This window comes from Rugamonas rubra (genome assembly GCF_900114705.1).
In the GTDB taxonomy this organism is placed as follows: Bacteria; Pseudomonadota; Gammaproteobacteria; order Burkholderiales; family Burkholderiaceae_D; genus Rugamonas; species Rugamonas rubra.
On the sequence record NZ_FOTW01000011.1, the window covers coordinates 31,547 to 51,792 of the forward strand.

Below are 20,246 nucleotides of genomic sequence, written 5' to 3' on the forward strand. Positions count from 1 at the left end.
CCACTATGTATCCCGATCGCGTAGTCTCCGGCATGCGGCCCACCGGCAGCATGCACCTCGGCCACTTCCACGGCGCGCTGAAGAACTGGATCAAGCTGCAGTCCGAGCTGCCCTGCCTGTTCTTCGTGGCCGACTGGCACGCCCTGACCACGCACTACGACGACCCGGGCATCATCGAGCGCAGCACCTGGGACATGCTGGTCGACTGGCTGGCGGCCGGCGTCGACCCGTCGCAGGCGACCCTGTTCATCCAGTCCAAGGTGCCCGAGCACGCCGAGCTGCACCTGCTGCTGTCGATGGCCACACCGCTCGGCTGGCTCGAGCGGGTGCCGACCTACAAGGACCAGATCGACAACCTGAGCAGCAAGGACCTGGCCACCTACGGCTTCCTCGGCTACCCGCTGCTGCAGGCGGCCGACGTGCTGATCTACCGCGCCAGCCAGGTGCCGGTGGGCGACGACCAGGTGCCGCACATCGAGATGATGCGCGAGATCGCGCGCCGCTTCAACCATCTGTACGGCAAGGAGAAGGGCTTCGAGGGGAAGGCGCAGGAGGCCGTCAAGAAGCTGGGCAGCAAGCGCGCCAAGCTGTACAACGAGCTGCGCACCGAATACCAGCAGGACGGCAAGGACGACGCGCTGGAGCAGGCCAAGGCCATGCTCGACGACGCCCAGAGCCTGTCGATGATCGACCGCGAGCGCCTGTTCGGCTACCTCGAGGGCAGCCGCAAGCTGATCCTGGTCGAGCCGCAGGCGCGCCTGACGGCGGCCTCGCGCCTGCCCGGCCTGGACGGGCGCAAGATGTCCAAGAGCTACGGCAACGCCATCGCCCTGCGCGAGGACAAGGACGTGGTCGCCAAGAAGGTGCGCACCATGCCGACCGACCCGGCGCGGGTGCGCCGCAGCGACGTGGGCGACCCGGCCAAGTGCCCGGTGTGGCAGTTCCACGAGGTGTATTCCGACGCCGCCACCAAGGAGTGGGTGGTGAAGGGCTGCAAGTCGGCCGGCATCGGCTGCCTCGAGTGCAAGCAGCCGGTGATCGACGCCATCGTCAAGGAGCAGGAGCCGATGCACGAGCGCGCCCAGCAATACCTGGACGACCCCTCGCTGGTGCGCGCCATCGTCGCCGACGGCAACGACGTGGCGCGCAAGCTGGCGCAGGAGACCATGCGCGACGTGCGCGAGGCGATGGGGCTGGCCTACTCATGAGCGGCGTCGACCTGGGCGGCGCGCACGAGGCGGCGCACAACGCGGCGCACAACGGCGGCCACGGCGGCGAGACCGTCTCGGCCTGGGTGCGCCGCTACGCCCCGTTGATGCCGGGCGGCGAGGCGCTCGACCTGGCCTGCGGCAGCGGCCGCCACGCGCGCCACCTGGCCGCGCTGGGCCACGCCGTGGTCGCCGTCGACCGCGACCCGGCCGCGCTGGCCGCCGCCGCCGGGCCGGGCATCGTCACCTCGCAGATCGAGCTGGAGGCGGCCGACGCCGCCTGGCCCTTCGGCCCGGGGCGCTTCGCCGGCATCGTCGTCACCAACTACCTGCACCGTCCGCTGCTGGCCGGCATGGTGGCCAGCCTGGCGCCGAACGGCATGTTGATCTATGAAACCTTCGCCGACGGCAACGCCCGTTTCGGCAAGCCCTCGAATCCCGACTTTTTGCTGCGGCCCGGCGAACTGTTGGCCTGGGCGCGCGACCACGAGTTGCGCGTGATCGCCTACGAGGACGGCGTGCTGGACGCGCCAAAAGCTGCGATGGTGCAACGAATCTGCGCCGTCAAGGCGGAATTCCCCCGCGAGGCGGCGTTATTGCCGTCATTTTGAACGCCGATTGTCGGCCGAGATGCTCCACATACTCGGGCTATGGTCTACAATCGTTGTTTTAATTCTTCACCCAATTGGTAATCTATGATTAAGGGCAGCATAGTAGCAATCGTCACCCCGATGCACGCAGACGGCAGTCTGGACTATCCGGGTTTGCAAAAATTGGTGGACTGGCACATCGCCGAGGGCACGGACAGCATCGTCATCGTCGGCACCACCGGCGAGTCGGCCACCGTCTCGGTCGAGGAGCACTGCGCGCTGATCAAGGCGACGGTGGGCTATGCCAAGGGCCGCATCCCGATCATCGCCGGCACCGGCGGCAACTCCACCGAGGAGGCCATCAAGCTGACCCGCTACGCCAAGGAAGCCGGCGCCGACGCCGCCTTGTCGGTGGTGCCGTACTACAACCGGCCGACCCAGGAGGGCATGTACCAGCACTTCAAGGCGATCGCCGAGGCGGTCGACCTGCCGATCATCCTGTACAACGTGCCGGGCCGCACCGTGGCCGACATGAGCAACGAGACCGTGCTGCGCTTGGCGGCGGTCCCCGGCATCGTCGGCATCAAGGACGCCACCGGCAACATCGGCCGCGGCTACGACCTGCTGCGCCTGGTGCCGAAGAGCTTCGCCGTCTACTCGGGCGACGATCCGAGCGCGCTGGCGCTGATGCTGGCCGGCGGCCAGGGCAACATCTCGGTCACCGCCAACGTGGCGCCGCGCGCCATGCACGAGATGTGCAAGGCGGCCATGGCCGGCGACATCGCCAATGCCGTCGAGATCAACAACAAGGTCTTCCCGCTGCACCAGAAACTCTTCATCGAACCGAACCCGGTGCCGGTCAAGTGGGCCCTGGCCGAGATGGGCATGATGCCCGCCGGCCTGCGCCTGCCGCTGGTGCCGCTGGCCGCCGAGTGCCACGACGCCGTCCGCGCCGCCCTGCGCGAAGCCGGCGTGATGCCGTAAGCAGCAACAAGCCCCGGCCACACCCGGCCGGGACCTCCGATACCAGCTGCATTCCAGCTACTTATCCAGTAACGACATGACTATTCGCAAGACAGCTTCTCTTTCCCCGCAGCGCGCCGTGGTAGTTGGCGCCCTGATGGCCAGTTTGACCGGTTGCGGCATGATCGGCTCCGTCATCGGAACCGACAAGGTGGACTACAAGTCCGCCAAGAAAGCCAGCACGCTGGACGTGCCGCCGGACCTGACGCAATTGCAGAAAGACAATCGCTATTCGCTGCCGGATTCGACCCTGGGCGTGGCCACCGCGTCCGGCTACAACGCGCAGAAGAACGGCGCCCCGGCCGGCGTCGCCGTCGGTGGCGGCCAGGCGGTCGCGCCGACCACCCTGAGCAGCATCAAGGTCGAGCGCGCGGGCAACCAGCGCTGGCTGGTGCTCAAGCAGACGCCGGAGCAGCTGTGGCCGCAGCTGAAGAGCTTCTGGGAGGAGTCCGGCTTCACGCTGGCGCTCGACATGCCGAGCGCCGGCATCATGGAAACCGAGTGGAACGAGAACCGCGCCAAGATCCCGCAGGACTTCATCCGCAACACGGTGGGCAAGGTGTTCGACTCGCTGTACTCGAGCGGCGAGCGCGACAAGTTCCGCACCCGCATCGAGCGCCTGGCGGACGGCTCGAGCGAGATCTACATCAGCCACCGCGGCGCCCAGGAGGTGATCACCGGCGCGCAGAAGGACGGCACGATGTGGACCGCGCGGCCCAACGATCCGGGCCTGGAGGCGCAGTTCCTGGCGCGCCTGATGACCAAGCTGGGCAGCAGCACCGACGAGGCGCAGGCGAAGACCGCCGTCGCCTCGGCCATCGTGCAGCCGCAGCACGCCAGCCTGGTCGGCGCCGGTGTCAGCCGCGCCGTCGAGGTCGACGAGGGCTTCGACCGCGCCTGGCGCCGGGTCGGCCTGGCGTTGGACCGCGCCGGCTTCACCGTCGAGGACCGCGACCGCACCCAGGGCGTCTACTTCGTCCGCTATGTCGACCAGGACAGCGGTCCGACCAAGGGCTTCTTCAGCAAGCTGTTCAGCTGGGGCTCGTCGGAGTCGGACAAGGAGGCGCAACGCTACCGCATCGCGGTCAAGGCCGGCGCCGGCAGCAACAGCCTGGTCACCGTGCTGAGCAACGAAGGCAAGGGCGACCAGAGCGCCACCGCCGAGAAGATCCTGACCCTGCTGCACGAGCAACTGAAGTAATCCGAAGTTAATTCGGTCCCGTCGCCGCCCCGGCGGCGGCGGGACGTAAAAAAACCGGCTACGCGCCGGTTTTTTCTTGCCTGCTTACGCACGGCGCCCCCCCCCCCGTTTTCCTGCGCGGCATAGCCGGCGGCGGCGGATTGGGGTCAGACCCCCGCGGGGGGCTGACCCCGGGTTGCCGGGGTTGTCCTGCCTTTTGCAAAAGCGACAGGCGAAAAAAAACCGACCCGAAGGTCGGTTTTTTTCATCGAGCTGATTACTTCGAAGCAGCAGGAGCGGCCGAAGCGGCTGGAGCAGCAGCAGCGTCCGAAGCAGCAGGAGCAGCAGCGGCCGAAGCAGCAGGAGCAGCAGCAGCGTCAGCAGCTGGAGCGGCAGCAGGAGCGGCGGCTTCTGGAGCAGCTACTGGAGCTGGAGCAGCAGGAGCTTCTTCTTTTTTCGAGCAAGCAGCCAGAGCAACGGTCAACAGGGAGATGATCAGCAGGGATTTTTTCATGGGGTTTTCCTCAATTAATTCAAAATTAAAAACAACAATGTTGCGATGAATAATTACCGGTAATTATCGCTCATTAGGGCGTCTTCGAAGGCTTTTCGTACCATAGGGTGCCTGCCAGACAACGGAAACTTCCTAACCGAATATTATAGCGATTTTTGGTGCGTCGCAATAGCCGCGACAGCCGTTTTCACAACTATTTTGCGATATCGCAACTTTTCGGTTCCCACCACGTCGGACGGAGTGGTCACCTTCACCAGTTTTCAAGTCGAACAAGCGCATTCTACCTTGATCTTGCTCATAATCCAGCTGTACTTGCGTGCAAACCGGGCAAGGATTCGCTCCATATTGATTCAAATCGATCCGACGCTAACTTTATGGCATCGGAATCGGCGAAAACCGCCTCGCCGCGCAGATGGTCGCAATGGAAACGGCGCACCAGCATGGCGCCGTCGGCCAGGCAGAAGGAGTCGCTCAGCTGGCGCAGGCCGGCCGGCGTCTGGCGGCATTCGACGGCGTGGCCGAAATCGGCCAGCAAACGCAGGAAACGGGGCGCCATGCGCTGCAGGTGCGCGTTGCTGTGCGCCACCAGGCGCAGCCGGCCGTGGCCGGCCAGGAAGCGGCGCAGTTCGGCGTCCAGCGCCGAGTGGCCCAGGTTCCAGAGCGAGAAGTCGGGGTCGAACAGGTCCAGGCTGTGTTCGGCCCGCGCCAGGCAGCCGCGCAGCTGCTGTTCGAATTCCATCCGGCTAGAAAACGGCTGCGACGACTGCTCCATGGGGCCTCCTGGGGTGGGTTGCGCGTGTTAGGCCAGTTCGATCCAGCCGTCCTGGTACCAGGTGTAGAGCGCGTCCATGACGTCCTGCGAGGCCTTGGCCAGGGCGGCGCCGTCGAGGGCGCGGGCGTTGGCCAGGGCCTCCAGCGTGGCCTTGTCGGCGCGGCCGATGGCGAAGGACTCGCCGTTGATGAAGACGTGCTTGCCACGGTACAGCATCAAGGTCTTGCGCGACAGCGCCAGGCCGCGCTTGGCGGCCGCCTCGGCGAACTTGCCGACGTTGAGCGGGCGCGCCGGACCCTTGAAGAACACATTGTGCTTCGGCTCGGACAGGTGCTCGCCGAGGAAGATGGTGACGTCGTCCTCGGTGAAGCGCACCTTGTTGAGCTCGTCGGCGACGGTGCTCAGCATGTGGCGCGGGATCTCGGCCGGCTTGTTGCTGGCCTCCAGCTCCGGGTCGGCGTAGCGGCCGGGCAGGTCGATCGAGTCGGCCATGAACTGCAGGAAGGCCTCGCCCAGCTCCTGGAACGAGGGCGAGCGGAAGCCGATCGAATAGGTCTGGCAGTCGCCGATGGCGACGCCGTCGTGGGCGTAGTGGGGCGGCAGGTAGAGCATGTCGCCCGGTTCGAGGATGAACTCCTCGTTGGGCTTGAAGTTGGCCAGGATCTTCAGCGGCAGGCCGTCGATCACGCTCAGGTCCTTTTGCGGGCCGATGCGCCAGCGGCGCTGGCCGTGGGCCTGCAGCAGGAACACGTCGTAGGAGTCGAAGTGCGGGCCGACGCCGCCGCCGTCGGTGGCGAAGCTGACCATCAGGTCGTCCAGGCGGGCGTCCGGCAGGAAGCGGAACTGGCGCAGCAGCGCGTCGGCGCGGGCGTCGTGCAGGTTGACGCCCTGCACCAGCAGCGACCATTCCTTCTGCGTGCGCGGCGGCAGCGCCGTCAGCGGGCCGTGCTGCATGGCCCACTGGCCGCCGCTGGCGCTGACCAGGCGCGCTTCGACGTGGTCCTGGGCGGCCAGCGCGGCCAGCGCGTCGACGCTGAGCAGGGGCTTGAAATTGGGGATGGCCTGGCGGATCAGCAGGGGCTTCTTGTGCCAGTAGTCGCGCAGGAATTGCGCCGGCGTGATGTCGCCGAGGAGGGGTAATTTTTTCATACGACATTATAACCATCGGCGTCGCGCCGCTGCAGGGATTTGCGCCGCCGCGGCGCCAGCGGCGGGCGCAGGCAGGGTATAATCGCGGGGATTATCTACAGAAAGGAAATACAATGAAGATTGCCAAGAACACCGTCGTGACCGTGAATTACAAGCTGTCCGATGCCCAGGACAATCTGATCGAAGACGGTAGCCAGCCGATGGTCTACCTGCACGGTGGCTACGAGAACACGCTGCCGAAAATTGAAGAGGAACTGGACGGCAAGGAAGTCGGCTATTCGTCGATCATCCAGGTCGAGCCGGACGACGCCTTCGGCGAGTACGACTCGTCGCTGGTCAAGGTCGAGCCGCGCAGCCGCCTGCCCGAGCCGCTGGAAGTGGGCATGCAGTTCGAAGGCATGCCCGACAGCGAGGACGACGAGGAAGCGATGATCTTCACCGTGACCGACATCGCCGACGACAAGGTTGTGCTCGACGGCAACCATCCGCTGGCCGGCATCGCCCTGCGCTTCTCGCTCAACGTGGTCGACGTGCGCGCCGCCACCGACGAAGAGATGGCCCACGGCCACGTGCACGGCGCCCATGGCCACCACCATGGCGACGAGGATGACGAAGGCGAAGCGGGCGACCACGTCGCCATTCACCCGATCCACTAAGCACCCGCAACACCGCAGCGGCGGGACGCCCGAGGGCGCACCCGCTACTGCGCGGCGTCGGCGCCGCCGCCCTTGACAGTGAAGAGGGCGGCGGCGCCGGGGCTGACGCGCAGCTCGGCCCATTCGGCGGCCAGGCTCAACTGCCCCAGATTGCCGCGCCAGACAATGGCCGGTTCGCCGCCCGTCGCGGCCGCGCTTGCCGCGTTTCCATTCCCATTGCCATTCCCCGCCGTATTGCCGTTCTCCGCCTGCGCGCCGCCCTGCGCGTCGACCAGCAGCACCTTGCCATTGAATTTTTCCGCCAGCGCCTTGAGCTGGCGGCGCGGTTCGGCGAAGCCGTCCTGCTTGCTTGGCTTCGACTGGAAGCCGGCCAGCAGCGAGAAGCCCGCGTCGGCCTGCAGGCCGGGGTCGCCGTCGCAGAACAGCACGACGCCGGCCAGGCGTTTGCGCGCGGCCAGGGTGAACAGGCGCTGCAGCCAGGCGCGGTTGGCCACCAGGCGGTCCTCGAACTCGCTGTTGCGGCCCGCCTCGGGCAGGAAGTGGTTGTTCCTGGCCGGCAGATTGAGGGTGGCGAACAGCACGTTGCCGTATTCCCAGTGGGCGTTCTCGGCGTAGCTGCGGAACTTGGCGCTGGCCGACTGGCGCGTCAGCGCCAGGCGGCGCTCGCCGAGCGATTGGGCGTCGGCGAAGTACAGCTCGCGCAGGCGGTTGAGGCGCTCGATGGCGTTGGAGCGGCCGGCCGAGTTCTTGCAACCGGTCCAGTCGCTGCCGGCCAGCGAGACGATCATCGGCTTGTCGGCGGCGTCGAACATGGCGCGGCGCTGGCCGTACAGCTTGTCGCTGCACGGCTCGCCGGCCGCCTTGATGCCGGTGGCGACGACGAAGGCGGCGTTGCCGGCGCTGGCCTCGGCGATGGCCCGGCGCAGCACGGCGGCGTCGGCACCGGCCTTGAAGGAGTGGCCGATGACGCCGAACTGGAAGCCCTTGGCCGGCGCCGCGCCGGCCTGCGCCGCCGCCAGCGCCAGCGCCAAGGCTAGGGCCGCGCGCGGCATCATGCGAGCGCCGGCCGCGCCAGGCGTTTCAGTTCGTATAGCTGGGCCAGCGCCTCGCGCGGCGTCAGCGCGTCCGGGTCGAGCTCGCCGAGGGCGTCGAGCAGCTCGTCGAAGGCCGGGTTGGCCGCCGCCGCCGGCGCGGCGACGGCCTCGTCGTCGGCGTCGGCCGCCGGCATGGCGAACAGGTCGAGCTGCGGCGTGGCGTCGAGCGCCTGCGCCTCGAGCCGCGCCAGGTGCTTGCGCGCCGCCTTGATGACGCCCTGCGGCACGCCGGCCAGCTGGGCCACCTGCAGGCCGTAGCTCTGCGAGGCCGGGCCCTCCTGCACGGCGTGCAGGAAGACGATGGAGTCCTTGTGCTCGACCGCCGACAGGTGCACGTTGGCCGCGCTGGGGTGGCTCTCGGGCAGCTGGGTCAGCTCGAAGTAGTGGGTGGCGAACAGGGTGAAGCTGCGGCTGCTGTCGATCAGGTGGCGGGCGATGGCCCAGGCCAGCGCCAGGCCGTCGAAGGTCGAGGTGCCACGCCCCACCTCGTCCATCAGCACCAGCGAGTGCTCGGTGGCGGCGTTGAGGATGCCGGCCGACTCGGTCATCTCGACCATGAAGGTGGAGCGGCCGCCGGCCAGGTCGTCGGTGGCGCCGATGCGGGTGAAGATGCGGTCGATCGGGCCGATCACGGCGCTGGCCGCCGGCACGTAGCTGCCAACGTAGGCCAGCAGGGTGATCAGCGCGACCTGGCGCATGAAGGTCGACTTACCGCCCATGTTCGGGCCGGTGATCAGCAGCAGGCGGCGTTCGCCCGCGAATTTGCAGTCGTTGGCGATGAAGCGCTCGATCTGGTTTTCCACCACCGGGTGGCGGCCCTCGGCGATGTCGACGCAGGAGTGCTCGACCAGCTGCGGCGCGCACCAGTTGTGGCGCAGCGCGTGGTCGGCCAGCGCGGTCAGGGTGTCGAGCTGGGCCAGGCCCTGGGCGATGGTCTGCAGCACGCCGATGTGCGGCGCCAGGTCGGCCAGCAGCTGCTCGTACAGCATCTTCTCGCGCGCCAGCGCCTTGTCCTGCGCCGACAGGGCCTTGTCCTCGAAGGCCTTCAGCTCGGGCGTGATGTAGCGCTCGGCGTTCTTCAGGGTCTGGCGCCGGCGGTAGTCGTCCGGCACCTTGTCGGCCTGGCCGTTGGTGACCTCGATGTAGAAGCCGTGCACGCGGTTGTACTCGACGCGCAGGTTGGCGATGCCGGTGCGGGCCCGCTCGCGCGTTTCCAGGTCGACGAGGAACTGGCCGGCGTTCTCGGACAGGCCGCGCAGCTCGTCGAGTTCGGCGTCGAAGCCGGCCGCGAAGACGCCGCCGTCGCGCACCATCGCCGCCGGCTCGGCGGCCACGGCGCGTGTCAACAGGTCGAGGCAGTCGGCCGGCGTGGCCAGCGCCTGGTGGATCGCCGCCAGCAGCGCGCTGTCGCCGGCCGGGCCGCCGGCCAGGCTGCGCAGCATGGCCTGGCGCAGCAGGGGCAGCTGGCCCAGGCCGTCGCGCAGGCTGGCCAGGTCGCGCGGACGCGCCGACAACAGGGCGATGCGGGTGGTGATGCGTTCGATGTCGGGCACCTGGCCGAGCGTGGCGGCCAGCGCGCCGGTGGCGTCGCTGGCGCCCAGCGCGCCGATGGCGACGTGGCGCGCGCGCGCCACCTGCTGGTCGCGGCGGGCGTGGTGCAGCCAGTGGCGCAGCAGGCGCGAGCCCATCGCCGTGCGGCAGTGGTCGAGCAGCGAGAATAGCGTCGGCGACTCCTGGCCGCGGATCGTCTCGGTCAGCTCGAGGTTGCGGCGGGTGGCCGCGTCCAGGCCGATGAACTCGGTCTCGGTCTCGGTGCTCAGGCTGCGCACGTGCTGCAGGCCGCGCCCTTGCGTGGACTGGGCGTAGCGCAGCAGCGCGCCGGCCGCGCCGAAGGCGGCGCCCAGGCCGTCGGCGCCGAAGCCGGTCAGGGTGGCCACGGCCAGCTGGTCGAGCAGGGCCTTGTGGCCGCCGACCACGTCGAAGTGCCAGTCCGGCACGCGGCTGGTGTTGGCGCCGGGGTTGTGCTCGAACAGGTCGGCGCTGTCGCCGCGCAGGATCTCGGCCGGGGCGATGCGCTCGAGCTCCTGCTGCATGCGCGCGGCGACGGTCTTGGCGTCGCCGGAGAACTCCATCAGCTTGAGCGCGCCGCTGGCCAGCGACAGCCAGGCCAGGCCGGCGGTGACCACCTTGCGCTGGCTGACGGTGCACAGCGCCAGCAGCGGCCGCTCGGCCTTTTCCGGCAGCAGGTCGGCGTCGGTCAGGGTGCCCGGCGTGACCACCCGCATCACCTTGCGCTCGACCGGCCCCTTGCTGGTGGCCGGGTCGCCGATCTGCTCGCAGATGGCGACCGACTCGCCCAGCTTGACCAGCTTGGCCAGGTAGCCGTCGAGCGAGTGGAAGGGCACGCCGCACATCTTGATCGGATTGCCGCCCGAGGTGCCGCGCGCCGTCAGCGTGATGCCGAGCAGGCGCGCGGCCTTCTCGGCGTCCTCGTGGAACAGCTCGTAGAAATCGCCCATCCGGTAGAACAGCAGCATGGTCGGGTGGTCGGCCTTCAGGCGCAGGTACTGCTGCATCATGGGCGTGACTTTTTCGGCGGGGCTGTGCTTGACTGCGGCGGCGTTGATTTCGTTCGGGACGGTGGTCATTGGTTCTTTTTCGGCGGTGCGTTGGCGTGGCGATGGGCCGGGCGCGCGGCGCGGGATGGCGGCGAGGCGCGGCGCTGGCTCATGCGTTAAGGGCGCCATTTTACCGCTTTCGGCGCGGCGCTTGCGGGGGAAGTGCGGGGGAGGGGATTTTCAAGAACGGGGACGGGCGCGATGGCGCCATGATGAGCTGATCGGCGCTAGCTTGGTCCATTTGGCGTTGTCGTCAATTCCTCGGTAGGTTCCCAGTACTTCCGGCTTTCCCGGCCGAGATTGCCAGTTGGCGCTTATGGCGGCCAGCGAGATACTAGGATGCTTTAATGCATCATTTTATTTAAAATGATGCATCTATGTGACATTTTATGTATTTTTAAGTGTTGATCGTTCAAGACGATGATCATATGATGTATCGATACATCAAAATACTAAAAAAGTTGGATATATGCGACATAATTTCGATTTTGCAACGATTGCAGTTACCGATGTCGCGATACGGTTAGGCGAGCGACTGCGTCTTGCAAGAAAGGCGCAACGGCTGACTCTTTCAGACTTGGAAAGAATGTGTCGTATTCATCGAACGACGCTGGGCCGACTGGAGCGGGGGGATTTGGGTGTTTCGCTTGGCTTGCTACTCAGCGTGCTCGAGGCACTCGGGGAGCTCGCGGACGTCGAGCTTTTGCTTAGTCAGCCGAGCAAGCTGAAGCACCAACGAACACCTAGCGCGCCCATCCTTGAGCAGGAGTTCTGATGGTACTCGCATGCACAGTTTTTGACTGTTCCAATCCTGTCGAGCCGTTGCCAGTCGGCAGCTTCGCTGTGGACGAGGCTGGGGACGGTCATTTCGCATATGGTCGTCACTATATAAACAGACCTCAATCCTTTGACTTGGACCCAATACATCTAAGGCGGTCGGCGGAAGTGCAATTGTTGGCGCGCAGACACGACGGGACGTATGGCGTCTTATCTGACGCAGGACCGAATGCATGGGGCGTAAAGCTGACTGCGAGCGTTTTAACAAGGAAAAATGAACCATTACCTTCGAATCCGGTGGAGTGGCTGCTCAACTCTTGGCACTATGGATCCGGTTGCCTTGGATTTTCCAGGCATCACACCGAAAAGCCTGGACTGGGCATAGACGCTGCCAGGACGGAGGAGTTGTCAGGGAAACTCTTGCGGGTAGTTGACGCGCTGGCCGTAAACGAAGATGTGGACTTGACTGATTCAGACATACGCCTACTCGCACCTGGCAGCAGCTTGGGTGGTGTCCGTCCGAAAACGATAGTTACTCACGATGGCACGGAACATATTGCAAAATTTTCTCGGCCGGATGACATTTTTGACGTTCCCAAGGTCGAGTATGCAACGATGTGCTTAGCCCACAAAGCGGGCATTGATACCCCCGATTTCGAGTTGATAGATGTCGCTGGCCGGTCCGTCTTCCTGGTTGAGCGTTTTGATCGAACCAAAGGTGGGCGACGTAAACACTATATCAGCGCGCATAGTCTGCTGAATCCCTCTGCCCTTAGCACCGACGGGCGGGAATACAAGACTTCGTTTTCGTATGCCGGCATAGTCGAGGCGATGAGGCCGTTCAACATCAGGGGGCAGCTGGATAGCCGTGAGCTTTTCCGAAGAATGGTGTTTAATATTTTCGTAGGCAATGTTGACGATCACTTGCGCAATCACGCTTTGCTCATGGAGTCGCCCGGGCGATATGTGTTATCGCCTGCTTTCGATATTGTTCCCCACATCTCTGCTTCGAGCCACCCTCAATCTATTGGTGTGGGGGCCCTGGGTGCGGCCAGCACGGTAGAGAACGCGTTGTCACAATGCGGCCGATTTCTACTCAAGCCTGAGGAGGCAAAGGAAATCGTGGCATCGGTGAGGAACGCGGTTTCTGGGTGGGTCGTTAGCTTTAAGGAGGCCGGAGTTCGAAAAAATGACATCGCGGTTCTGGCGAACTGCATCTCGTTAGATCGATAGGTAAGCGCCACGGGATCATTGGCCTATTTCACATCGCCTTGAACTGGGTGGTCCGTTCGTCGCCCGACAGGCACCCCAGCCCATGCAGCGTGGTGCGCACCGCTTGCTCCAGCGGCGTGTCCGGCTCGGCGCCGAGCACCTCGAGCAGGCGGCGGTTGCTCAGCCGCACCGGCTGGCGCCACAGGTTTCAGGGTTTCCAAAGCTAGCTTCCCGCAGATGAGGCGACGGCCGAACGGTATGTCAAGGGCAGCCAAGAGCTGCTTGATGAAAAAGGCCATTACGCGATGATCTTGCCGCTGAAAATGAATTCCTTGGCGATTTTGGCAAAGTGCTGCATCAGCGCCTTATCCTGCGGTGTGGACATCTTTGCCGTCCTGTGCGCCTCGGGATCATCGATGATCGAGATCAAAAGAAAATCGATTTTCCTCGAGTACTTGTTCTCGGACTGGCTGTAGATGAGTGCCTTGTCGCTTGTCCTCTTTCTCGGAGGAGTCTGATTCCACGCCCAGTTCCACAACGTCATCGCGGATGGGTTTGATAGCGGCGCCAAATGCGCATGCCGCAACTCATAGTGCTGGCATATTGGAGGCTTGTATGCCGCATCTTTGCCAAAGATGTAGCTATAGTTTTCGCCTGCTGCGCCCAGGGATTTCCATTCAGCGAAGTCGGCGAGCAAGTTCTCGAGCTCGGCTGCGGCAAGCGAGTTCTGAAGGTACGCAGTTGCCTGGACAGAAATTCTGGACGGCAAAATGAATCCCCTTCACTTTGCCTCGCGCGGTTTTTTAGCAACGAGGACTTGGTATTGAGCTTCTTTGGTTAATTTTTCGTTGTCGTAAATCTTGCGATAGCTCTCCAACACTTCCGGGTGTTTGCCAGCCGAGATTTCCCGTTGGCGCTTGTGGTAGGCCGCGAGGTCCGGGGATTGCCCAGGTGACTCGATGACGTTGCTGGTGGGGACATCAAGAACTGGCTTTAGGCGATGCATGGCATGCTCCGGTGACGTGCTCATTTTTCAATAGTCTAGCACGGTGAACGGGCTAGGAATCATCGACTCCCTACGCGTCGCGCGCCGCTATCGAGAAGGAAACGCCCGCTGCTTTGAACGGGCACAAGCAGTTTATACGGTAAGCGCTACGGGATCATTGGCCTATTTCACATCGCCTTGAGCAGGGCGGCCAGATCGTCGCCCGGCAAGCACCCCAGCCCCTGCAGCGTGGCGCGCACCGCCTGCTCCAGCGGCGTATGCGGCTCGGCGCCGAGCACCTCGAGCAGGCGGCGGTTGCTCAACCGCACCGGCTGGCGCCACAGGTAGCGCATCTCGCGCATTTCGCGCAGCGTCGGCACGAAGGGCGCGGCCAGCGTCAGCAGCCACCAGGGCAGCGGCTTGACGGCGACCCGGCCGGCGCCGGCCCCGGCGGCGACATGGGCCACGGTGGCCGCCATCCGCGTGCCGTCGGTGTCCCAGTGGCCGTCCATGTGGAAGCGGGCGAAGTCGTCCAGCCGCTGCTCGATGGCGACCAGGCGGCAGATGGTCTCGGCCACGTCGGGCAGGTAGGCCCACTGGTGGCCGACGCCGGCGCGGCCCGGGTTGTTGACGACGCGCAGCGGCCGGCCCGGCTTGACCAGCCCCTGCGAGAGCCAGTTGTTGGCGGCGCCGGGGCCGAAGAAGTCGCCGGCACGAACGATCAGGCTGCGCACGCCGTCGGCGGCGGCCAGCTCGAGCCGGCGCTCCAGTTCGACGCGGATGGCGCCCTTGCGCGTGAGCGGGCGCTGCGCGGCGTCGACGCCGATGTCCGGGAAGGCGTCGGGGCCGTAGTTGTAGACGGTGCCGGGCAGCACGATGCGGGCGCCGCGGCGGCGCGCGGCGGCGATGCTGTTGTCCATCATCGGCAGCACCAGCTTGTCCCAGTCGCGGTAGCCGGGCGGGTTGACGGCGTGGACGATCAGCGCGACGCCGTCGGCGGCGCGCAGCACGTCGTCGCGCCGCATGGCGTCGCCGGCGATCCAGCTGAAATTCCGCCCCAGCGGCGCGCGGCCGGCCGGTGCCCGGTGCAGCGCCTTGACCTGCCAGCCGGCCGCCAGCAGGCGCCGGGCGACGGCGCCGCCGATGCCGCCGGTGGCACCGAGCACCAGCGCGCTGCGGCCGGCCGGCAGGGGCGGGCTGCCGGCCGGGGCCGGCACTGGCGCCGCTTGGCGGGCGGCGTCGTGGGCGGCGCCGGCGGTCGGGGGGATGGCTGGGCTCGATGGGGTGGTGGTGGTGGTCATGTGCGTCTCCTCGGGGCGGTTGGCTTGATGAACACATTCTGCGCGCCCTTCGATCAAAACGAAATTGACTAGATTAGAATGGTATCTATACATTTTTGAATACGGTGGCGGCGATGGAGGCGAACTGGGAGTGGTATCGGTCGCTGCTGGGCGTGCTGGACAACGGTTCGCTGTCGGCCGCCGCGCGCGCCCTCGGCATGGCGCAACCGACGGTGGGCCGGCACATCGAGGGGCTGGAGCAGGCGCTGGGCCTGAAGCTGTTCACCCGCTCGCACGACGGCTACGCGCCGACCGAGGCGGCGCTGGCGCTGCGGCCGTACGCGGCGGCGTTGGCGGCCAGCGCCGCCGCGCTGCGCCGGGTGGCCAGCAGCCAGGGCGACGGCGTGCGCGGCACGGTGCGCATCAGCGCCAGCGAGGTGGTCGGGGTCGAGGTGCTGCCGCCCATCCTGGCGCGGCTGCGCGCCGCCTGGCCCGAGCTGACCGTCGAGCTGCTGCTGTCGAACCGGGTCGACGACCTGCTGCTGCGCGAGGCCGACATCGCCGTGCGCATGCTGCGGCCGAGCCAGGACGCGCTGGTGGCGCGCCGCGTCGGGGCGGTGGCGTTGGGCCTGCACGCCCACCGCGACTATCTGCAGCGGCACGGCGCGCCGGCCACGCTGGACGACCTGGCCGGCCACAGCCTGATCGGCTACGACCAAGAGACCGAGTTCCTGCGGCGGCTGCGCGAGCGCTTCCCGGCCGTGTCGCGCGAGCGGTTCAGCTTCCGCAGCGACAGCGACCTGGCCCAGCTGGCGCTGCTGCGCGCCGGCTACGGCATCGGCGTGTGTCAGGTGGCGCTGGCGGCGCGCGCGCCGGAGCTGCGGCGGGTGCTGGCGGCCGAGTTCAACATCGAGCTCGACACCTGGGTGGCGATGCACGAGGACCTGCGCGACAGTCCGCGCTGCGCCGTCACCTTCGCCGCGCTGGTGGCGGGTTTGACGGACTACCTCGCGGCACTAGATTAAACCCGCCGCGTGGTTTTGGCCATGGCAGGCCGCCGTCGGCGGCGAGCGACGCCGGGGGCGGGCGAGCGGGCTGGCGCCCGACTAACGCTCCACGAATCCGGCGGCCGTCGCCATCACGGCTTGGAGGTCGCCCCGCTGCTGGGCCAGCAGCGGGGTGGCGCCGCCGAGGGAGGCCTTGGGCGTGGTGAGGAACTGCCACTTGCTCGACGCCGGGATGTCGCCGAGCGCCCGCGTCACCGTCTCCAGAACCCGCCGGGACACCTCGCCGTCGGAGTAGAAGGCCGGATACAGGGGGCGGCCGCCGCTTCCCTCCAGCGCAAACAGCCGGCCGGCCTTGAGGGCCTTGCTCACGGCCTGCGGAGACACCTCCAGACGGTCGGCCAGGTCCTGGGCGCCGATCAGCGCGCCGCTCTCGGCCAACTCGGTGCGCCGCGCCCGTTCCTGGCTGGCCATGTTGCGCATGAACGCTTCGTTTTTGACCGGCCGCTTGCGCAAATCCTCGACGCCCGCCAGCGTGCCGCCGCGCTGGAGCGCCGTGACAAGGCGTTCGCGCGTCATGACAGGTATTGTCGTTTGGAAAGCTTGGTTTGCGATGTGGCCGCGCCGAGTCGGCGGATTGCGCAGTTTGACAATGACGTAGCCGGCGCCCAAGTCTGCGGCCTGTTCGATATTGGCGGGTGCGAGCGCCTCCACCCGGGCGGGGCGCGCATGCCATGCGTCTGTGCTTTGATCGGCGGTGGCGTTCTTCAATGCCGAGATTTTGGTGGACATGGTTCATCCCTTTGGAGTTTTCATTGTACTCCGACGTCCGTTTCAATTAACCAAATCAACCAGCGCCGGCGAACTGGGCGGACCTGTACGAATGCCGCTGCCACCCTTTCCGCACGTGGCGCCCGGCGGTCGGCCACACGTTACGTCGAAGTATCGCGCCTTGGGGCTCCGCCCGCGCACGTCCCGCGCTTCGGCAACCCGGTATCGCCCAGGTCGAAGTGGGTGATGTTTTGTTCGCCTCGGGCAAACTGCGGCAGGAGGTCAGCTTGCGGGCCGTGGTGACGAAGGGGTGCCGCCAGCGGTGCATCTACCCGACCAACCACGATCTGATCGCGGCATTGGAAGACTATCTGGCGCTGCGCGTCGAGCGGCGATGGCGAACGAGCGACGAGCCAAAGCGCTACCGTGGCCTGCGGCCAGATAGCAAGCTCGTGCTGACGTTCAAGGGCTTCAAGTATTCAATGAACTGCAAGCGCCGGATCAGTTTCGCGGGCGATCAAGTCGATTACGCGGCCTGTGACGCCTTGCAATCCCATGTGACCAAGCTGTATCGGGGCGCGGGGATTAAGGGCGGCTCAAGCCATTCTGGCGCGGCGCACGATGGCATCGCGGCTGCTGGCTCAGGGTCACGACCTTGATACGATTCAGCTCATGCTTGGGCACGCTGATCTGGAATGCGTCGATCCGTATTTGGAAGTGTCGGACGAAACTCTTAGACAAGCGTTTGCCGATGTAATATGATGGTACACACTGTGTACATAAACTACTATTCATGACAGAACTATCGCAACAGGAGCTTCTGCTAGCTCTTAAAGACGCGCTTGGCACGACGTGGGATGACGTTGCCGCGAAAACCGGCATCACGCCACGGGCTTTGAAAAGCTATCGATTACCCGTGTCGTCGAAAGGGACTCGTGGCATGGATAAATTCGTGCGTGAAGCTGTCGAAAAGTCACTTTCGCAGACGCAAAAGAAGATAAAAAAGATCACCTGATTAGGTACGCATTGTGTACCATGATTCTCTGCATGGACATGCAATTCAGCACCCAGTTACCGGAGACATTTATGGCAGCAGTCCCGTTTGATACGTTGAAAATGGTGGAGCGCTTTGAGAGCGCAGGTTTCTCGATGGCCCAAGCAAAGATGCAAGCGGCCGTGCTGGCCGAGGTAATCAGTGCGGAGTATTCCAGTATTGCTGAGCGGTTTTCGAGCAAGCAAGACGTGTCGCAAGAGTTGGTGGCGATCAAGGCATCCTTGGATACGATCAATGCCAAGATCGACAAAAGCGCCGCCGAGGTGAAAGGCGAGCTGATTCGTTGGGTCGTGTCGGTCGGCCTGCTGCAAATGGCCCTGATCGCCGGTCTTGTTCTCAAGCTCGTTCACTGAAACACAAGGAAATCGGACATGCTCGCAAATCGCAGTACAGTGTTCAAGGCCGGCGCTCAGGTGTTCGACTCGGTGGCCGGCCAGTTCGGTATGGCCGACTATGCCAATCGAGATTTCATCTGCTTTCCGAGTCCAATCGCGGCGCCGCCGGCTACTACTTGGCATGCGAGGAATGGGCAGAACGTATTGCGCAGCGCGGTTACGAAACGCTGTTAGTGTACGAGTCGACCGAATGCCGTATCTTGCCGACTGCCAACTGAGTCAAAGGAAAACGTATGACGTACGACTTCAACAGGCCGCTCATTGATCGATCGGATCTGCCCTTGTACGTTGCAGTGGACGAAGCTGTAGCATCAGACTTTGGAGCGAAGGTTCGCGCGGTGGACATGAGCAATGCGGAGTACGACGTGCGGTACAGAAAAAAGGCGGCGAGCTCAACGATGAAGCCGCCGCCTAGCCACCATCGAATCTTTCCTGGCTATCTTGTCGTCCGCAAGCTTGGGACGCCAGATGAATACGAAACATGGATGCCGGACCATGTCTTTGATGACTTGTATGCGTCCGGCAATAACGTATAGGAATTCAACATGCCACAAAAGGCCAGTGCACAAATGCTCATCGGGTCGCCGGAATGGAACTCGGCTGTTCAGGACGGAAAGCGGATCGAAGAAGATAATCTGCAACGCGAGCAACGTCGCGCAGCTGAGGACGAAGCGCAGGAAATTGGGAAAGACATTCCGCGCTTGCCGATTGGTCCTCGCCGACCACGGCCGTTTTAAAGGAAAATTTGCACATGTTTTTACTCAAGACCCGTGTTGGAACTTTCATGATTTGCACCCACTCGGACGGAGGGTGCGAACTAACGCTTGATGGTGAGGGTCTCGGGAAGTATCAAGACCAACAAGAGGCAGCGGATGCACTTGCCGACGGATCAGTGTTCCAACCACGCTATCAAAATATTGACTTTGATGAAATCGAAGCACCCCGCAACTTAGCGGAGTGGGAATACATCTACAGCTAGCTAGATCGGATGGATATTGGAAATTGATTTTAACATTCTGTGGGACATCGGCAAGATGGCTGGAGCAGGACTTGTAGCGGGGCTCTTTACGGCATTTATTGGTATCAAAGACCACCGCTTCAAGAAATGGTGGGAGTTAAGAGTAAGCGCCTACCAGTCAGTAATTGAGGCGCTTTCCGATCTTACCTACGCCTATAGCGTGCGGTATAAGGCCGAAATCGAGTACAGGAGCCTTTCTGATGAAAGGTCTTCTGAACTGTCTAAACTGACAACCGAGGCTTATACACGCGTCCGTAAAGCGGCAGATTCAGGCGCATTTTTATTCTCGGAGGAAGCAAACGCCGCATTGGATCGCGTGCGTGTCGAGTGGAGCACTGATTACGAGATGTACGTGGAATCAATTGGAGGGATGCAGCAGGCAGCGAGCCAGTGCTTGAAGCGGATCGTAGAACTATCTAAAAATGATCTCAAGCTGGAGCAGCACATCTTTATCTGGAAATAGGGGAAATCGCCCAGAGCTGCACCCACGGCCCGCACGACGGGCCTGGTGCATTGAGAAGGTCGGCGCGGTGCCGTCCAGCGAGGAACTAAAATGATTTCTGTACAAATCGACTTCACCAATGCAACACCAGAAGAACAAGCGGCTTTCAATGCCATCCCAGGAATGAAGGAAGTTTTGGAAGCCTTGAACGTGCGCGGACGCCAATTTAACACGGTCCTGAATGTGATCGAGGACTCTGATGAAGCAGCACCAGTTCGCGAAGGTTTGCTCGAACTGATGCGTACCTCAAATGCCCAAATCGGCCATTCCCTCAACGGTAAGGCGGTTCAATTCCAGCTGGTGCCGACGCTCAACCAGAAGCAGAAGACTTTACTCCTACCGGCCGCTGATCAACTTGCGGCTCAAGGCATTTTTGAGAAGCGCGGCGCCGACTATCTTCTGACTGCGGCTGGCTACGAATTCATCTACCGCTAACCTCGGAAA

General features: G+C 64.2%; 27 protein-coding genes. 17 read left to right on the plus strand and 10 right to left on the minus strand.

The features are described from left to right. Positions 1-5 precede the first annotated feature (5 nt). From BM252_RS12165 to bamC, 4 genes are all read left to right on the plus strand, one after another. The gene (locus tag BM252_RS12165; protein ID WP_093387770.1) at positions 6-1,208 is read left to right on the plus strand and encodes a tryptophan--tRNA ligase; all 1,203 of its coding nucleotides are present in this window, start codon (positions 6-8) and stop codon (positions 1,206-1,208) included. Positions 1,209-1,315: 107 nt separating this feature from the next. Continuing rightward, positions 1,316-1,819, plus strand: coding sequence for a class I SAM-dependent methyltransferase (locus BM252_RS12170; RefSeq protein ID WP_245774237.1), 504 nt, complete (start codon positions 1,316-1,318; stop codon positions 1,817-1,819). 84 nt (positions 1,820-1,903) lie between these two features. Continuing rightward, positions 1,904-2,782, plus strand: a complete 879-nt coding sequence (gene dapA, locus BM252_RS12175) for a 4-hydroxy-tetrahydrodipicolinate synthase (protein ID WP_093387772.1) — start codon at positions 1,904-1,906, stop codon at positions 2,780-2,782. Positions 2,783-2,918: 136 nt separating this feature from the next. Further along, complete coding sequence (gene bamC, locus BM252_RS12180; RefSeq protein WP_093387773.1) at positions 2,919-4,022, plus strand: outer membrane protein assembly factor BamC; 1,104 nt, start codon at positions 2,919-2,921, stop codon at positions 4,020-4,022. Positions 4,023-4,278: 256 nt separating this feature from the next. Here bamC and BM252_RS12185 read toward each other — a convergent pair whose 3' ends face one another. The 3 genes from BM252_RS12185 to BM252_RS12195 all read right to left on the minus strand — a co-directional run bounded on the left by BM252_RS12185 (position 4,279) and on the right by BM252_RS12195 (position 6,436). Next, positions 4,279-4,515: a hypothetical protein gene (locus BM252_RS12185; RefSeq protein ID WP_093387775.1), complete on the minus strand. Its 237-nt coding sequence runs from the start codon at positions 4,513-4,515 to the stop codon at positions 4,279-4,281. Positions 4,516-4,810: 295 nt separating this feature from the next. Beyond that, on the minus strand, positions 4,811-5,287 hold the full coding sequence (locus tag BM252_RS12190; RefSeq protein ID WP_174900511.1) for a DUF7931 domain-containing protein: 477 nt from the start codon (positions 5,285-5,287) through the stop codon (positions 4,811-4,813). A 27-nt stretch (positions 5,288-5,314) separates the two neighbouring features. Next, positions 5,315-6,436 (minus strand): cupin domain-containing protein, encoded by a 1,122-nt coding sequence (locus BM252_RS12195; RefSeq protein WP_093387776.1) that lies wholly within the window; start codon positions 6,434-6,436, stop codon positions 5,315-5,317. A 113-nt stretch (positions 6,437-6,549) separates the two neighbouring features. On the opposite strand from BM252_RS12195, the gene BM252_RS12200 reads away from it, so the two are divergent. Next, positions 6,550-7,092 (plus strand): FKBP-type peptidyl-prolyl cis-trans isomerase, encoded by a 543-nt coding sequence (locus tag BM252_RS12200; protein WP_093387778.1) that lies wholly within the window; start codon positions 6,550-6,552, stop codon positions 7,090-7,092. Positions 7,093-7,136: 44 nt separating this feature from the next. Here the strand turns inward: BM252_RS12200 and BM252_RS12205 are convergent, their stop codons facing one another. Both BM252_RS12205 and mutS read right to left on the minus strand, forming a co-directional pair. Then, positions 7,137-8,147, minus strand: a complete 1,011-nt coding sequence (locus tag BM252_RS12205) for a hypothetical protein (RefSeq protein WP_093387779.1) — start codon at positions 8,145-8,147, stop codon at positions 7,137-7,139. Next, a complete protein-coding gene (gene mutS / locus BM252_RS12210) occupies positions 8,144-10,834 on the minus strand; it encodes a DNA mismatch repair protein MutS (protein ID WP_093387781.1) in 2,691 nt (896 codons plus the stop codon). Before mutS ends, BM252_RS12205 begins: the two co-directional genes overlap by 4 nt. 439 nt (positions 10,835-11,273) lie before the next feature. On the opposite strand from mutS, the gene BM252_RS12215 reads away from it, so the two are divergent. Together BM252_RS12215 and BM252_RS32210 are read left to right on the plus strand one after the other, a co-directional pair. Continuing rightward, on the plus strand, positions 11,274-11,579 hold the full coding sequence (locus BM252_RS12215; protein WP_093387782.1) for a helix-turn-helix domain-containing protein: 306 nt from the start codon (positions 11,274-11,276) through the stop codon (positions 11,577-11,579). After that, positions 11,579-12,814: a type II toxin-antitoxin system HipA family toxin gene (locus BM252_RS32210; RefSeq protein ID WP_093387784.1), complete on the plus strand. Its 1,236-nt coding sequence runs from the start codon at positions 11,579-11,581 to the stop codon at positions 12,812-12,814. The genes BM252_RS12215 and BM252_RS32210 overlap by 1 nt, the downstream gene beginning before the upstream one ends. A 28-nt stretch (positions 12,815-12,842) precedes the next feature. Here BM252_RS32210 and BM252_RS30995 read toward each other — a convergent pair whose 3' ends face one another. From BM252_RS30995 to BM252_RS12230, 4 genes are all read right to left on the minus strand, one after another. Beyond that, entirely contained in the window at positions 12,843-12,983 is a 141-nt protein-coding gene (locus BM252_RS30995; protein ID WP_174900512.1) for a hypothetical protein, read from the minus strand. A gap of 108 nt (positions 12,984-13,091) precedes the next feature. Beyond that, positions 13,092-13,490 carry a type II toxin-antitoxin system YafO family toxin gene (locus tag BM252_RS12225; RefSeq protein WP_174900513.1) on the minus strand — a complete coding sequence of 133 codons (399 nt, stop codon included), beginning with the start codon at positions 13,488-13,490 and terminating at the stop codon, positions 13,092-13,094. An 84-nt stretch (positions 13,491-13,574) separates the two neighbouring features. After that, the gene (locus BM252_RS30050) at positions 13,575-13,799 is read right to left on the minus strand and encodes a hypothetical protein (protein ID WP_139236449.1); all 225 of its coding nucleotides are present in this window, start codon (positions 13,797-13,799) and stop codon (positions 13,575-13,577) included. Between the two features lie 167 nt (positions 13,800-13,966). Beyond that, the gene (locus tag BM252_RS12230) at positions 13,967-15,079 is read right to left on the minus strand and encodes an NAD(P)H-binding protein (protein ID WP_093387787.1); all 1,113 of its coding nucleotides are present in this window, start codon (positions 15,077-15,079) and stop codon (positions 13,967-13,969) included. 113 nt (positions 15,080-15,192) lie between these two features. On the opposite strand from BM252_RS12230, the gene BM252_RS12235 reads away from it, so the two are divergent. Continuing rightward, positions 15,193-16,083 (plus strand): LysR family transcriptional regulator, encoded by an 891-nt coding sequence (locus tag BM252_RS12235; RefSeq protein WP_093387788.1) that lies wholly within the window; start codon positions 15,193-15,195, stop codon positions 16,081-16,083. Positions 16,084-16,164: 81 nt separating this feature from the next. Here BM252_RS12235 and BM252_RS12240 read toward each other — a convergent pair whose 3' ends face one another. Then, complete coding sequence (locus tag BM252_RS12240; RefSeq protein ID WP_139236451.1) at positions 16,165-16,854, minus strand: hypothetical protein; 690 nt, start codon at positions 16,852-16,854, stop codon at positions 16,165-16,167. A 230-nt stretch (positions 16,855-17,084) separates the two neighbouring features. On the opposite strand from BM252_RS12240, the gene BM252_RS31645 reads away from it, so the two are divergent. From BM252_RS31645 to BM252_RS12260, 9 genes are all read left to right on the plus strand, one after another. Beyond that, positions 17,085-17,492 carry a hypothetical protein gene (locus BM252_RS31645; RefSeq protein ID WP_245774221.1) on the plus strand — a complete coding sequence of 136 codons (408 nt, stop codon included), beginning with the start codon at positions 17,085-17,087 and terminating at the stop codon, positions 17,490-17,492. Beyond that, positions 17,455-17,595, plus strand: a complete 141-nt coding sequence (locus BM252_RS31650) for a hypothetical protein (protein ID WP_245774222.1) — start codon at positions 17,455-17,457, stop codon at positions 17,593-17,595. Before BM252_RS31645 ends, BM252_RS31650 begins: the two co-directional genes overlap by 38 nt. A 31-nt stretch (positions 17,596-17,626) precedes the next feature. After that, entirely contained in the window at positions 17,627-17,848 is a 222-nt protein-coding gene (locus tag BM252_RS30055; RefSeq protein ID WP_139236453.1) for a hypothetical protein, read from the plus strand. A 32-nt stretch (positions 17,849-17,880) separates the two neighbouring features. After that, positions 17,881-18,240, plus strand: coding sequence for a coiled-coil domain-containing protein (locus BM252_RS12250; protein WP_245774223.1), 360 nt, complete (start codon positions 17,881-17,883; stop codon positions 18,238-18,240). A 275-nt stretch (positions 18,241-18,515) separates the two neighbouring features. Next, the gene (locus tag BM252_RS12255; RefSeq protein ID WP_093387791.1) at positions 18,516-18,818 is read left to right on the plus strand and encodes a hypothetical protein; all 303 of its coding nucleotides are present in this window, start codon (positions 18,516-18,518) and stop codon (positions 18,816-18,818) included. A gap of 9 nt (positions 18,819-18,827) precedes the next feature. Next, complete coding sequence (locus BM252_RS30060) at positions 18,828-19,019, plus strand: hypothetical protein (RefSeq protein WP_139236455.1); 192 nt, start codon at positions 18,828-18,830, stop codon at positions 19,017-19,019. Between the two features lie 14 nt (positions 19,020-19,033). After that, positions 19,034-19,261: a hypothetical protein gene (locus tag BM252_RS30065; RefSeq protein ID WP_139236457.1), complete on the plus strand. Its 228-nt coding sequence runs from the start codon at positions 19,034-19,036 to the stop codon at positions 19,259-19,261. Between the two features lie 16 nt (positions 19,262-19,277). Further along, positions 19,278-19,763, plus strand: a complete 486-nt coding sequence (locus tag BM252_RS30070) for a hypothetical protein (protein ID WP_139236459.1) — start codon at positions 19,278-19,280, stop codon at positions 19,761-19,763. A gap of 90 nt (positions 19,764-19,853) precedes the next feature. Continuing rightward, positions 19,854-20,237 (plus strand): hypothetical protein, encoded by a 384-nt coding sequence (locus tag BM252_RS12260; RefSeq protein ID WP_139236461.1) that lies wholly within the window; start codon positions 19,854-19,856, stop codon positions 20,235-20,237. The last annotated feature ends 9 nt before the right edge of the window (positions 20,238-20,246 follow it).

Bases quoted from the DNA above. Each gene is read 5' to 3' on its own strand.
- BM252_RS12165 (WP_093387770.1), top strand. From the start codon at position 6: ATGTATCCCGATCGCGTAGTCTCCGGCATGCGGCCCACCGGCAGCATG.
- BM252_RS12170 (WP_245774237.1), top strand. From the start codon at position 1,316: ATGCCGGGCGGCGAGGCGCTCGACCTGGCCTGCGGCAGCGGCCGCCAC.
- dapA (WP_093387772.1), top strand. From the start codon at position 1,904: ATGATTAAGGGCAGCATAGTAGCAATCGTCACCCCGATGCACGCAGAC.
- bamC (WP_093387773.1), top strand. From the start codon at position 2,919: ATGGCCAGTTTGACCGGTTGCGGCATGATCGGCTCCGTCATCGGAACC.
- BM252_RS12185 (WP_093387775.1), bottom strand. From the start codon at position 4,515: ATGAAAAAATCCCTGCTGATCATCTCCCTGTTGACCGTTGCTCTGGCT.
- BM252_RS12190 (WP_174900511.1), bottom strand. From the start codon at position 5,287: ATGGAGCAGTCGTCGCAGCCGTTTTCTAGCCGGATGGAATTCGAACAG.
- BM252_RS12195 (WP_093387776.1), bottom strand. From the start codon at position 6,436: ATGAAAAAATTACCCCTCCTCGGCGACATCACGCCGGCGCAATTCCTG.
- BM252_RS12200 (WP_093387778.1), top strand. From the start codon at position 6,550: ATGAAGATTGCCAAGAACACCGTCGTGACCGTGAATTACAAGCTGTCC.
- BM252_RS12205 (WP_093387779.1), bottom strand. From the start codon at position 8,147: ATGATGCCGCGCGCGGCCCTAGCCTTGGCGCTGGCGCTGGCGGCGGCG.
- mutS (WP_093387781.1), bottom strand. From the start codon at position 10,834: ATGACCACCGTCCCGAACGAAATCAACGCCGCCGCAGTCAAGCACAGC.
- BM252_RS12215 (WP_093387782.1), top strand. From the start codon at position 11,274: ATGCGACATAATTTCGATTTTGCAACGATTGCAGTTACCGATGTCGCG.
- BM252_RS32210 (WP_093387784.1), top strand. From the start codon at position 11,579: ATGGTACTCGCATGCACAGTTTTTGACTGTTCCAATCCTGTCGAGCCG.
- BM252_RS30050 (WP_139236449.1), bottom strand. From the start codon at position 13,799: ATGCATCGCCTAAAGCCAGTTCTTGATGTCCCCACCAGCAACGTCATC.
- BM252_RS12230 (WP_093387787.1), bottom strand. From the start codon at position 15,079: ATGACCACCACCACCACCCCATCGAGCCCAGCCATCCCCCCGACCGCC.
- BM252_RS12235 (WP_093387788.1), top strand. From the start codon at position 15,193: ATGGAGGCGAACTGGGAGTGGTATCGGTCGCTGCTGGGCGTGCTGGAC.
- BM252_RS12240 (WP_139236451.1), bottom strand. From the start codon at position 16,854: ATGTCCACCAAAATCTCGGCATTGAAGAACGCCACCGCCGATCAAAGC.
- BM252_RS31650 (WP_245774222.1), top strand. From the start codon at position 17,455: ATGGCATCGCGGCTGCTGGCTCAGGGTCACGACCTTGATACGATTCAG.
- BM252_RS30055 (WP_139236453.1), top strand. From the start codon at position 17,627: ATGACAGAACTATCGCAACAGGAGCTTCTGCTAGCTCTTAAAGACGCG.
- BM252_RS12250 (WP_245774223.1), top strand. From the start codon at position 17,881: ATGGACATGCAATTCAGCACCCAGTTACCGGAGACATTTATGGCAGCA.
- BM252_RS12255 (WP_093387791.1), top strand. From the start codon at position 18,516: ATGACGTACGACTTCAACAGGCCGCTCATTGATCGATCGGATCTGCCC.
- BM252_RS30060 (WP_139236455.1), top strand. From the start codon at position 18,828: ATGCCACAAAAGGCCAGTGCACAAATGCTCATCGGGTCGCCGGAATGG.
- BM252_RS30065 (WP_139236457.1), top strand. From the start codon at position 19,034: ATGTTTTTACTCAAGACCCGTGTTGGAACTTTCATGATTTGCACCCAC.
- BM252_RS12260 (WP_139236461.1), top strand. From the start codon at position 19,854: ATGATTTCTGTACAAATCGACTTCACCAATGCAACACCAGAAGAACAA.